The sequence below is a fragment of the Bradyrhizobium sp. USDA 4472 genome (genome assembly GCF_054058595.1).
Window position 1 is genome coordinate 481,007 of sequence record NZ_JBSSAM010000001.1, and the last position, 12,410, is coordinate 493,416.

11 protein-coding genes are annotated in these 12,410 nt (G+C 60.4%); 6 read left to right on the top strand and 5 right to left on the bottom strand.

Features of this window, described 5'->3' with window-relative positions; all coding sequences use genetic code 11:
- Window positions 1-23 precede the first annotated feature (23 nt).
- A complete protein-coding gene (gene mgtA / locus ACVWZ4_RS02275) occupies window positions 24-2,567 on the top strand; it encodes a magnesium-translocating P-type ATPase (protein ID WP_456789957.1) in 2,544 nt (847 codons plus the stop codon).
- Window positions 2,568-2,618: 51 nt separating this feature from the next.
- Here the strand turns inward: mgtA and phbB are convergent, their stop codons facing one another.
- Window positions 2,619-3,344, bottom strand: coding sequence for an acetoacetyl-CoA reductase (phbB, locus tag ACVWZ4_RS02280; RefSeq protein ID WP_456742176.1), 726 nt, complete (start codon window positions 3,342-3,344; stop codon window positions 2,619-2,621).
- Between the two features lie 127 nt (window positions 3,345-3,471).
- Between phbB and ACVWZ4_RS02285 the strand changes: the two genes are divergently transcribed.
- The 3 genes from ACVWZ4_RS02285 to ACVWZ4_RS02295 all read left to right on the top strand — a co-directional run bounded on the left by ACVWZ4_RS02285 (window position 3,472) and on the right by ACVWZ4_RS02295 (window position 5,261).
- Window positions 3,472-4,305: a universal stress protein gene (locus tag ACVWZ4_RS02285; protein ID WP_456702217.1), complete on the top strand. Its 834-nt coding sequence runs from the start codon at window positions 3,472-3,474 to the stop codon at window positions 4,303-4,305.
- Window positions 4,305-4,646 (top strand): c-type cytochrome, encoded by a 342-nt coding sequence (locus ACVWZ4_RS02290; protein WP_456702216.1) that lies wholly within the window; start codon window positions 4,305-4,307, stop codon window positions 4,644-4,646. Before ACVWZ4_RS02285 ends, ACVWZ4_RS02290 begins: the two co-directional genes overlap by 1 nt.
- 255 nt (window positions 4,647-4,901) lie before the next feature.
- On the top strand, window positions 4,902-5,261 hold the full coding sequence (locus ACVWZ4_RS02295) for a hypothetical protein (RefSeq protein WP_456739763.1): 360 nt from the start codon (window positions 4,902-4,904) through the stop codon (window positions 5,259-5,261).
- Window positions 5,262-5,311: 50 nt separating this feature from the next.
- On the opposite strand, the gene ftsH is transcribed toward ACVWZ4_RS02295, so the two are convergent.
- The 4 genes from ftsH to ACVWZ4_RS02315 form a co-directional block, all read right to left on the bottom strand.
- Window positions 5,312-7,117 (bottom strand): ATP-dependent zinc metalloprotease FtsH, encoded by a 1,806-nt coding sequence (ftsH, locus tag ACVWZ4_RS02300; protein WP_456738469.1) that lies wholly within the window; start codon window positions 7,115-7,117, stop codon window positions 5,312-5,314.
- 145 nt (window positions 7,118-7,262) lie between these two features.
- Window positions 7,263-7,949: an ABC transporter ATP-binding protein gene (locus tag ACVWZ4_RS02305; RefSeq protein ID WP_456739764.1), complete on the bottom strand. Its 687-nt coding sequence runs from the start codon at window positions 7,947-7,949 to the stop codon at window positions 7,263-7,265.
- Window positions 7,942-9,168, bottom strand: a complete 1,227-nt coding sequence (locus ACVWZ4_RS02310; protein ID WP_456702213.1) for an ABC transporter permease — start codon at window positions 9,166-9,168, stop codon at window positions 7,942-7,944. Before ACVWZ4_RS02310 ends, ACVWZ4_RS02305 begins: the two co-directional genes overlap by 8 nt.
- A complete protein-coding gene (locus tag ACVWZ4_RS02315) occupies window positions 9,165-10,439 on the bottom strand; it encodes an efflux RND transporter periplasmic adaptor subunit (RefSeq protein WP_456739765.1) in 1,275 nt (424 codons plus the stop codon). Before ACVWZ4_RS02315 ends, ACVWZ4_RS02310 begins: the two co-directional genes overlap by 4 nt.
- A gap of 538 nt (window positions 10,440-10,977) precedes the next feature.
- Between ACVWZ4_RS02315 and ACVWZ4_RS02320 the strand changes: the two genes are divergently transcribed.
- The gene (locus ACVWZ4_RS02320) at window positions 10,978-11,499 is read left to right on the top strand and encodes an Hsp20/alpha crystallin family protein (RefSeq protein WP_456702211.1); all 522 of its coding nucleotides are present in this window, start codon (window positions 10,978-10,980) and stop codon (window positions 11,497-11,499) included.
- A gap of 87 nt (window positions 11,500-11,586) precedes the next feature.
- Window positions 11,587-12,309, top strand: coding sequence for a CBS domain-containing protein (locus ACVWZ4_RS02325; RefSeq protein WP_456739766.1), 723 nt, complete (start codon window positions 11,587-11,589; stop codon window positions 12,307-12,309).
- Window positions 12,310-12,410: the final 101 nt, after the last annotated feature.

The following is a 12,410-nucleotide window of genomic DNA, read 5'->3' on the forward strand; positions in this document are numbered from 1 at the left end:
CCAACGGCTCGGCGAGGCCTTCGATGATCGAGCAGCCCAGCGCGGCCGACGCTTTGGCCGCTGCCGAATTCTGGCAAGCACCAAGTGACGTCCTCTGCCGCGCGCTAGGGTCCGGTTCGAACGGGCTATCGCAGGTCGAAGCGGACCGGCGCCTGGCGATCTTCGGCGCGAACCGCGCCGACTCCTCTCAACGCCGGTCGGTCCTGCACAAACTCGGCCAACGCCTTTGGAACCCCCTGGTTGCGATGCTGCTGGCGGCTGCGCTCGTATCTGGGCTAAGCGGCGACATTGGCAGTTTCGCAATCATCGCGACCGTGCTGTCTCTGTCCCTCACGTTGGACATCGTTCAGGAACATCGCGCCGAACTGACGGCCGACGCGTTGCGGGAATCGGTCGCCATTCAAGCCGACGTCGTCCGGGATGGCAAAGACGTTACGATACCGGTGACGTCGCTCGTCCCCGGAGACATCGTGAAACTCCGCATCGGTGACCTCATACCTGCCGATGGCATCGTCCTCGACGCCCATGAATTGCAGGTCAATGAGGCCTTGATGACGGGCGAACCGTTTCCGGCCTTCAAGACGAATGCCCCCTGCTCCGCGGCCATGCCAGCAGAAGCAACGAATGCCCTGTTCGCCGGAACCAGCACTGTCGGCGGAGGCGGCGAGATGATGGTGGTGAAAACCGGAAGCGGCACGCGATTTGGTGCGATCGCTGCAGCACTGGCAGCCAACGTGCCGCCAACATCGCTCGAGGAGGGTGTCCGAAAGCTTGGACTGCTGATCCTTCGGCTTACACTGTTTCTCACCCTGTTCGTATTGATGGCGCATCTCGTCGCGCAACGTCCTGCGATGGAGTCCTTCTTGTTTGCGGTGGCACTCGCCGTCGGCCTGACACCCGAACTGCTGCCCATGGTGATGACTGTAACGCTCGCCCGAGGCGCTCTGCGCATGGCGGAACGAAAGGTTATCGTCAAGCGACTGTCGGCCATTCACGATCTTGGCGCGATGGACACGCTTTGTGTGGACAAGACGGGAACGTTGACGGACGCCACAATCACGCTTGACGCGCATGTCGATCCGAGAGGGCGACCTAGTGATCGCATTCTGCGCCTCGCGTACCTCAACAGCACCTTCCAAGCCGGGGTCAGAAGTCCGCTCGACCGGGCGATACTCTCAGCGAAAGACGGCGGCATAGATGGCTGGGTTCGACTCTCGGAAGTACCGTTCGACTTCGAGCGGAGGTGCCTGTCGGTCCTGGTGGCACGGGGCGACGAACACATTTTGATCGCAAAAGGGGCTCCGGAAGCCATTTTAGCCCGCTGCGTCGCCGTGGACATCGATGGTCTGGCCCATCCGCTCGACTCCGCCTGGCAGAAAAGAATGGGCGATATTCAGGACCGATATGCCCGGGACGGCTTTCGGCTTCTAGCTGTCGCCGTCAGATCCATTTCTCCGGCACAGCAGACGATTGCCATTGGCGACGAGGCGGATCTGACAATGATTGGGTTCTGTGTCTTCGCTGATCCACCGAAGCAGGATGCAGCCTCAGCCATTGAAGCTCTTACCTCGCTGGGCATAGCAGTAAAGATACTCTCGGGTGACCATGGCGCCGTCGTCTCTCACGTCGCTCGTTCGGTCGGTCTTCAGTCGGATCGTGTCATGACCGGAGTTGAGATCTCCGGGCTCACCGATGCAGCGCTCGCGGCCCGGGTCGATAATATCGATCTGTTTGCCCGCATCGATCCTGATCAGAAGCGACGGATCATTGCCGCACTCCGCCATCGCAACCATGTGGTCGGCTTCATGGGAGACGGCGTCAACGACGCCCCGGCGATCCACGCAGCCCATGTCGGCATATCCGTCACGGGCGCGACCGAAGTCGCCCGCGCAGCCGCCGACATGATCCTGCTCGCTGCCGACCTTTCAGTCCTTGCGGCCGGCGTGCGCGAAGGCCGCAGGACGTTTGCCAACATCCTGAAGTATGTCCGAATGGGAACAAGCTCCAACTTCGGCAACATGCTTTCGATGGCCTTGGCCTCGATCGTTCTTCCGTTTCTGCCACTGCTACCCCTGCAGATTCTGTTGAACAACCTGATCTACGACCTCTCCGAAGTTGGCATTCCTTTCGATGAGGTCGACCATGAAGACGTCGCGCGACCGGAAACCTGGAACATGGCAGAGATCCTTCGCTTCACGATCGTGATGGGAATGGTCTCTTCCCTGTTTGACGTGGTCACCTTTGCCGTTCTTCTCAAGCTATTTGAAGCCGACGCGGCACTGTTTCAGACCGGATGGTTCGTGGAATCAATATCGACGCAGATCCTGGTGATTTTCGTAATCAGGTCTCGCCGGAGACCGTGGCGCGCAATCCGCCCCCACGCCATCTTGATCGCAACGTCCTTCGGCGCCCTCATCTTGGGCGTGGGACTTGCGCTCGGCCCATGGGCACACCTATTCGGCTTTACCGCTCCTTCTGCCGCACTCGTGGCGACGATATTCGCTATCGCGGCCGCTTATCTCGTCTCCGCGGAGATTGCCAAGCGCCTCGCAGTTTCGATTCTGTAAGGCCCGGGAGTGAGCGTCTTGGCGAGTTGAAAGCGGTAGGTCGGGCGACCTTCAGATCATGTACTGACCGCCATTGATCGACAGCGTCGATCCGGTGATGAAACCCGCCTCTTCTGCCGCCAAAAATACGACGGCGCGCGCAATCTCTTCTGGCTGTCCAAGACGGCCGACCGGAATTTGCGGCAGGATGCTCTTCTCCAGAACGTCTCGCGGCACAGCATCCAGCATCTCGGTATGGATATAGCCCGGGCAGATGGCGTTGACCGTGATTCCCAGGCGCGCCGTTTCCAGCGCCAACGCCTTGGCGAACCCAAGCTCGCCGGCTTTCGCCGCAGAATAGTTGGTCTGACCAAACTGGCCTTTTTGTCCGTTGATCGACGAGATATTGATGATTCGACCATATCGTCGCGCACGCATGCCGTCGATGACCTGCCGGCACATGTTGAACGCACCGTCGAGATTGGTGCGGATCACGGCATCCCATTGCGTCCTGCTCATCTTGTGAAGCGTCGCGTCACGAACGATCCCGGCATTGTTGACGAGAACGTCGATCGGCCCGAGCGAGGTCTCAACGGACTTCACTCCGATGGCGCAAGCATCGAAATCACCAATGTCCCATTGATAGGACGAGATGCCCGTTCGGTTCATGAAGGCCTTGGCCGCCTCGGCGTTTCCGGCGTAGGTGGCAGCTACCCCGTAGCCCGCCGTCTGAAGCGCTTGCGATATGGCGGCACCAATGCCTCTGGTACCGCCCGTAACCAATGCCACCCGCGCCATGTTTAGCACTCCCGCCTGCGCGGTTAGGACGATATCCGGCGTTCCTGCTGCCGCTTTGACGTGCGTCAAGTCTCCCAACGGCGACATGTGCTGATCTGTGACGGCAAGACCGAAACGGGAGGCACGCATGTTCAAGGATCTACTGGTGCATATTCCAACAGAGCGCTCGCCGCGCCCCGCCATCGATGCGTCCGTTTCCCTGGCGATCAGTGCCGGCGCGCATCTGGATGCACTTGCAACAGGATATGCCTCGACGAATGTGCCGTTTGTGGCGGAAGGCGGCGCGGCCATCGCAGCATCTCTGCAAGTCGAGTATGAACGTGCGCTGGAACGCGCCCAAGCTGCGCTGCGAATTTTCGAGATCGAGGCGAAGAACGCCCGAATCAACTACGGGAAATACGCACTGAGCGAGACAACTGCCGAGATCGTCTTGAAAGCTGGGGCAGCGGCTCGCCTCTATGATCTGACGATCGTGTCACAAGGCGACCCTGATTGCGAGACGTTCGACAATCAGCTTCCTAAGGAACTCCTGCTGCAGTCGGGCGGGCCCATGCTGTTCATTCCTTATACCTTCCGGGGTACGTTTAAGGCGGCACGTGTCGGTATTTGCTGGGACGGTAGTCGCCTTGCCGCCCGCGCCTTACGGGACGCGATGCCGTTCATCACCCTGGCAGACGCTCTGACCATCATCACCCTCAATGCATCCGAGGCGCCGCCCGACGCATCGCCCGAACGCCTCCTGACGCACCTAGCGCGGAAGGGCTTGCCGGCAAAGACCGTTTCACTTCAATGCGACCGCAGTAATCTGCAAGCGAGCATCCTTTCGATCGCTGCGGATGAAAGCCTCGATCTACTGGTCATGGGCGGTTACGGCCATTCTCGATTTCAGGAAACGGTGTTCGGCGGTGTCACGCAGGAGACGTTCCGCAGCATGACTGTTCCTGTCATGATGTCGCATTGATGGAGCACGATGTGAGGAGGACTGTGCGTGCGATAGCAGGCGCCATACTTGCCGCGGACTTGCTTCTCCCCTCGAGCCCAGCTACGGCTTCAAGCGTCGAACAAGGCCGGCGTCTTGCGCTGCTGTATTGTGCGAAGTGCCACTCGACCGACAAGGTCAGCCCCAGCCCTCTCAAAATCGCTCCCCCGTTCAGGACGTTACACGAACGATATCCGATCGAGATGCTGCAAGAGGCCTTGGCCGAGGGCATCGTCACGGGGCATCCGGCAATGCCGGAATTTCGTTTCGATGCCGATCAGGTCGGCGATTTCATGGTGTTTTTGAAGACATTGGAGCAATGAGGGCTCGTGGTGCGGCTCGAGGCAGGCCTGATCGGAATTGGCCCGGCATCTCCGACCCGACTTGGTAGGGACTTCGGCGAGCACCCCACCAGCTGCCTCAAGGAAACGACATTTCTGGAGACCAGTTAAATGACTCTACGGAACTCGTGCTTGGCTCTTGCGATCTTGGCAGGCGCTGGCACATCCGCGACTGCCCAATCGGACTTCGAACCTTCTCCAACTGTCAGACAATACACGCCCCGCCTGGTCGAAGTTATGAACGCGGCGCAGCTTCAGCACCTGAAACTGTGGTTCGCGGGCAAGTCAAAGAACTGGGAACTTGCCGCGTACGAATTGCGCCAGTTGACGGATAGTCTGGCCCAAGCTGCCGTATTCTACCCCGGCATTCCGGTAACCAACGTAACCACGATGAAGGATCCGCTGCTCTCGATCGCAGCTGCGATCGACGCTGGGGATGGTCGCAGGTTCACCGCCTCCATGCGCGCACTGACCGACGGCTGCAATGCCTGCCACACCTCGCTGGAACGCAGCTTTATCGCGATAGGCCTGCCGAGCGACCAGCTGCCGCCCGCCAATCAGATATTCGCACCAATGGGCAAGGCTCAGAAGAAATGATTGGGGTTTGACGCACCCCAAATTGCGCGCGCGCCCGCTCCCCGCAGCAATCATGCGGCGACCGGCTCGCTTTCCTTGCTATGCGTGCCGCGCAAGGGGGCGAACTGGTCCGACGTTATCGTTTCATTTGCGATGAGTAGTTCAACACCGGCTTCGAGCTCGGTGCGTCGTCGTAGCAGGATCTCCCGGGCGCAACGGTCACCCTCCTCGATCAGGTTACGCACGGCGAGATCGATCTCGCGGCCGGTCGCTTCCGCAGCCGCAACGACCGCATCCTGCGCCGCCGCGAGGAAGGCCTGCGGCTTTGGGGCGTAGGTGCGCTGCCCCACGGTCTCATCCATGCCGTACTTGGTCACCATCTCGATTGCGACTTCGGTCGCACGTTGAAGATCATCGGCCGCGCCGGTCGAAATGGCTCCGTCGAAGATCATGCGCTCCGACGCGCGTCCTCCCATCAGCACAGCAATGCGGTTCTTCAGCTCGGCGGTCGTAAGCAAGAACCTGTCCTCGGTCGGGCGCTGGATGGTGTACCCCAGTGCACCGATTCCCCGCGGAATGATCGATACCTTCTGGACAGGGTCGACGCCGGGCAGGCTGGCCGCAACGAGGGCGTGGCCCATCTCGTGATAGGCAACCCTCCGCCGCTCGTCCTTGCTGAGCACCCTGCTCTTCTTCTCAATCCCGGCCACGATCCGTTCGATCGCCGTGACAAAATCGGTGAACGCGACCTCCGTGCCGCTCCGCCTGGTCGCTGCGATCGCGGCCTCGTTGACGAGATTTGCGAGGTCAGCACCCGTGAACCCCGTCGTAAGACCTGCTACCTTGTCGAGGTCGACATCCTTGCCCATGCGGATCTTGCGGACGTGCACCTTGAGAATGGCAACGCGCCCGATCTTGTCGGGACGGTCGACGAGAACCTGTCGGTCGAATCTCCCCGCCCGCAGCAGCGCGGGATCCAGGATCTCGGGTCGGTTGGTCGCGGCCAGCAAAATGACGCCGGCGCTCGGATCGAAGCCGTCGAGTTCGGACAACAGCTGATTAAGGGTCTGCTCCTTCTCGTCGTGGCTCCCGAACGACATCGGTCCGCGGCTTCGTCCCAGCGCGTCGAGTTCGTCGACGAAAATGATGCAAGGTGCCGCTTTGCGGGCCTGCTCAAACAGGTCCCGAACGCGCGCAGCACCAACCCCAACGAACATCTCGACGAATTCCGAGCCTGAGATCGAGAAGAACGGGACGCCGGCTTCCCCCGCCACGGCGCGGGCAAGCAGGGTCTTTCCGGTCCCTGGCGGTCCCACCAGCAAGATTCCCTTCGGCACATGCGCGCCCAACCGGCCGTAACTCCCGGGGTCCCTGAGGAACGAGACCACCTCCTGGAGTTCAAACTTCGCCTCCTCCACTCCGGCCACATCCGCAAAGGTGACCTTGATGTCATTCTCGACGTAGACCTTAGCACGGGACTTACCGATCGCCATGAGCCCTCCGAAGCCCTGCCGACCGGTCATGCCGCGACCGACCCAGAACCAAATCACGAAGAAGACGATGACCGGGAAGATCCAGGATAGCAATGTTTGCAAAAGGCCGTTTCCGGGAACGCCAGTAACACTTGCTCCCTTTGCTCCAATCCGGTCAGCCAAGGCCATATCGACCCGCGCTGTAACGAATGCGGATTTTCCGCTGGGGAGAGGCTCCTTCAATTTTCCATTGATGGTATCTGGAGCGACGGAAACCTCGGCGACCTTTTCCTGGGCGAGCAATTGCTCAAATTGACTATAGGGAATGGCCTCGATTGAATTGTACGTCGACAAGACAAACTGCAGGACCACGAGCAGCATACCACCCACGAAAATCAGGCCCATCGCTATGGCCTGCTTGCGCGAAACGTTATCGGGCTCCACCTGCTGCTCCCATCGGCGTCGACCAGAGGTTCAATGGTAACCAGAGCCGAGGGTCTCGGCTTGATTCACGTCAAAACCGCGATGTGCCAACGAGGGGAAACTGAATTCAATGATCCGCGATCCGGCCGTCGATCACCTGGATGATGCGGTCACAGCGGCGCGCAAGGTCGAGGTTATGGGTGACGAGTAGAAAGCTCGTGCCGCTCTCCCGGTTGACTCGCCGCATCAGCTCAAAGATGGCATCGGCCGACTTCGTATCGAGGTTGCCGGTCGGCTCGTCCGCCAACACGAGATCCGGGTTCATGGCAAGCGCTCTGGCCACCGCTATCCGCTGCTGCTGACCGCCCGACAAGTTGTTGGCCAGATTGCTCCCAAACTTTTCCAGACCGACCTGGACCAGCAGATGATCAGCCCGCGCCTCGATATCCGCGGCTGGAAAGCCACGATCTACCAGCAGCGGCATCATGATATTTTCGCGCGCGGTGAACGCCGAGATCAGCAGATGATACTGAAACACGAAGCCGATGGTGTGACCTCGCAGACGCGTGAGTTCGTCATCACCGAGCAATGCCGTATCCCGCCCCTTGATCAGAAGCCGGCCGGACGTCGGCCGATCGAGCAAACCGACGATATTGAGCAGGGTGCTCTTGCCCGAGCCGGACGGGCCGATCAGCGCCAGGAACTCGCCATGATCAAGCTGAAGATCGATATCGTGCAGCACCTCGACCTCGATTGGCAGGCCGACATTGTAGGCCTTGCAGACACCCTCGAGCTTCAGGAGCTCGTCAGCCACGGATCGCCTCCAGCGGATCGAGCTTCGCGGCACGCACCGCCGGTGCCATCGCGGCCAGCAAGCCCGTGAAGGTGGCGAGTAGCGCCGTGTAGAGGAAGAGGCTTCGCTCAAGGATCAGCGGAAAGAATTCCGTACCATCCGCTTGGCGGGCGACGGCGTGCCAGTAGATTAGAGCAAGTGCGCCCATTGCGGCGCCGAACAACGAGCCGACGAAGCCGAGTAGCCCACCCTGCAACAGGAACACACGCAGTATCTGTCCACGCGAAGTGCCCATTGCCCGAAGGATGCCGATCTCCTTGGAGCGTTGGATCACAGAGACGACAAGAACCGCAGCAATACCGAAGGCTACCGACAAGCCGACGAACAGACGGATCAGCGTGTTCGTGTAGATCTGCGCCTGCACCGCGGTGAAGAACTGCGCGTTGGTGGCAATCCAGCTATCGGCCTCCACAACCGTCGATGCTTGTATCCGCTTGGCGAGTATTTCGGCCGCGTAGATGTCCTTGATGGCCATGTCGATAGTGGTGACGCCGCCGATCATGCCGAGCAGAGACTGCCCGGTGCGCAGCGCGACGAATGCCGCACGCTGATTGACGCCCTTGTTACCGAAATCGACCAGCCCGGAAATGGTCAGGACTCGATTGGCGCCAGGAGACGCCTGCAGGTTCAGCTTGTCGCCGACGGTCGCTCCGAGATTCTTGGCCAGCTCGGTGCCAATGATGATGTCTTCACTGGTCAACCGTGCCTCGCCCGCGGCGATGTAGTCCGGCACCCTGACAATCACAAAATACGTTTCCGGTTCGATCCCCGTCAGCGTCACGGCACGGCTGGCGTCTCCACGGACTGCAAGAACCGACCCGGTGATGGTCGGCGAGACTGCAGTGACTTCGGGCATCGCAAGCATCTGGGTCCTGACCTTCGGCCACTGGTCGATCGAGATCACCCGCTGGCTCGGCCGCTGCACCACGGCGTCCTCGATCTCGCCGGCGCCATTGCGCAAGGAGCGCGCGACCTGATCCGGCGTGATGAGCTGAATCTGCGGCTGCGACGTCAACACACGCTTGATGAAATTTGCTTCCATGCCCGCGAGCATCGCCGACATGAAGACAATGACGCCAACGCCGATCGAGATGCCGCCGATAATGAAGATGGTCTGCAATCTTCCCTCGCGCAGGAAGCGTACGGCGGCGATCCACTCGAATGGGAGCCAGTGGTTCATGGCAGGACGGCCCGCACGCGCTGCCCGGTCAGTACGCCGGAGCTTTGCGGGATCGCAACGTCGCCGGGCTCCAGCCCCTCGACGATCTCGACCTGGCTGTTGCCGCGCAAGCCGAGCTTCACCGGATGCTTGGTTGCCCGCCCATCCTTCATGGCCAACACCCAGGGTTGACCGGAGAGGATGTCGTGCACCGAGCGCACAGGCAGTACCTTCGCGTTGTCTTTCGCTGCGACCTCGATGTCGACCGAGACGGTCATGTCCTGACGCAGGTCCTCGGGTGGGTCCGCCACGGTGAGCTTTACTTGGACAGTCGCGCGGGAAATATCGACGCCCGGATTGATGTAGGAGACCGCGGCGGCAAAATGCCGGTCCGGATAGGCATCCGCGGATGCCAGCGCGTTCTGTCCAAGTGCGAGTTTGCCGAGATTGCGTTCGTCGATTTGCAATACCAGTTGCAAGTCACCCGACGGCGCAAGCACCATGAGCGCCTTTCCAGCCTGTACCACGGTGCCACGTTCGACGCTCCGGGTGATCAGAACGCCGTCGCGAGGAGCTACGATCGTCGCATAGCTCAAGCGGGATTCCGCCGTGTCCAGGTTGGCCCGCGCCTGATTGAGCTGTGTCTGGGCCATGACATAGTCGCTGCCGCCCGGGCCCGCGGTGTAGACTTGGAATTCAGCCGCTCGTTTTACGGCACGCGCGACGTCAAGCGTCTTCTGTGCGTCGTCTAAGGCGGCCCTTGTCGCATAACCATTGCGTTCGAGCTGCGCCGTACGGTCATAGGTCAGTTGAGCGTTCAGAAGCGTCGCTTGGGCCTGCGTCAGCGCTTCCTTGGCCGAAGGAAGCGTGAGCTCCTCGAGCTGCCTGATCCGGGCTTCGGACTGGGCCACCGCACTCCGGCTCTGGACCACCGTGGCTTTCAATTCGCGCGCTTCCAGCGCAATCAAAGGCTGCCCCTTGGCGACCTTCTCGCCCTCCTGCACCAGCACATCCTCTACCGTCCCGGTGATCTGGCTGCCGATCTCGACCCGGTAGGGTGTCTCGACATGCCCGCTTGCCACCACGGTTTCTATCAAGCGCGCACGCAAGACCTGGTCGACTACGACGGCGGGACCAAGTAGGACCCGGACACCCTGCCAGGCACCTAGGCCGAGCAGCACAACGACCGTCAGGATAAACCATCTGTGAGCGATGAAGCCTGACCACGCCGATGCCGCCGAGAACCGGCCCATGTTCTTCTGTTTCGGGTATGGCAGTGCTTGTTCGACCATGACCGCGCCATCCAAATCGCGACAAAACGATCGGCGGGCTTCCGCTTCATGTTTCGATGGTCGAACTACCGTACCGGTGCCGTGGACAGATTGCGCTAGGTCAATACCCTGAGACGAACCTATCCCCGGCTGGCCGCACGGAGGAGGATCGACGACCTTAGCCTGCGTTGGCCAGGATCAATTCAAGCCAAGCGTACAAGCAAGTCTTGTTCGGCGGGCCGAACGGCTTGGGCTGCTGTGAAGCGCGCCTACGTGCAACTTGGCGATCAATGGTTCCCAAGGGGATCGGATGCATAGCCGGCGGTGCTGCCCCCGACATCGAGAAGCGTCTGCCTTACTGCCTCATTGATCGGATGCACGCTCTTCAACGAACTCGCACCGCGTCGAACACGCACTACTCGCATTCCTTTCCATCGCCTCCAAGACTCCGAAAAGTTGGGGGCATCGTTTTCGAGTTGAGCGAAATCAAGTCCGGCTCGATGGCCGAGACTATTCTTCGCGGCGACCGAGATGGTCACACCTCGAAGGAGACATGATCATGGCAACCGAGACAAAGCTGCCCGTCACAAAATCGTCCACTACGCCCGCAACCGCTGGTGAGACGTGGCGGCCGTTTGAAGCGTTGAGAAACGAAATCGACCAGATCTTCGACGATTTCGGCAACGGCTTCTGGAATCGACCGTTCCGATCGCTCGCGCGACTCGAACGCGACCTCTCCAAGTCGATTTCAGCGCCGGCCGTCGACGTCGCCGAAAGCGACAAGGCCTACGAGATCACCGCTGAACTTCCTGGCCTCGACGAGAAGAACATCAACATCACCCTCGCGAATGGCAGCCTCACCATTAAAGCCGAGAAGCGCGAGGAAACGGAGGAAAAGAAGAAGGACTACTACGTCTCCGAGCGCCGTTACGGCACCTTCGAGCGCTATTTCACCCTGCCGGACGGCGTCAACGCCGACAAGATCGAGGCGACCTTCAAGAACGGCGTACTCAAGCTCACGCTTCCGAAGACGGAGGAAGCCCAAAAGCCGGCAAAGACGATCAACGTGAAAGCCGCCTGATAACGTCGCCGGTGCGAGGCTGCCTTAGTCGCAGCCTTGCGCCGATGCCGGACCCATACCCCATCATCTGCTTCCGGAGGGCACACAATGCACGCAATTCATGTCATGACGAGAGACGTCGTCGCCGTAACGCCGCACACCACAATCGAAGAAGCCGCCAAGATCATGCTTCGGATGCATATCAGTGGGCTGCCCGTTATCGACGATACCGGCAATCTGGTCGGCGTGGTCTCGGAGAGCGACTTTCTCCGCCGCAGCGAGATCGGCACGGGACGGAATCATGCGGCCTGGTTGAAATTCTTCATGGGACCCGGACGAGCGGCCGCGGAGTTCATTCACGAGCGCGGACGAAAAGTCGAGGATGTCATGACGCGGAAGGTCATCACAGTCCGGGAAGAGACGTCGTTGGCGGATATCGTCGCTTTGATGGAGAAGCACGATATCAAGCGAGTTCCTGTGATGCGGGGCAAGAGTACGATCGGCATCGTGACGAGAAGCAATCTCCTGCAAGCCATGGCGAGTCTTGCGCACGAAATCCCGGACCCGACTGCTGACGATGAGCACATTTGCCAGCGCGTTACGCGTGCCGTGGATGCCACCGACTGGCGTCCCATCGGCTTCAGGGTGACTTGCCGCCGAGGGATCGTCCAACTGCACGGCCTGATCACGACCGATGAGGCGCGGCGCGCGACGATCATCGCCGCCGAGAACACCAGCGGCGTCAAGCAAGTTCACGATCATCTCTGCCTCGTTGATACCTACTCCGGCTATTGTGTGGAGTCCCCGGAAGATATGGAGGCGGCGGGCTGAGCATCCTCAGATCGGAGCGATCATGCTCGGATGAATCGTCCGCATTCTATTTGTCATAGCAGCGCCGATCACGGCGCTGTTCATTGCGCGCGGCGCGGTGA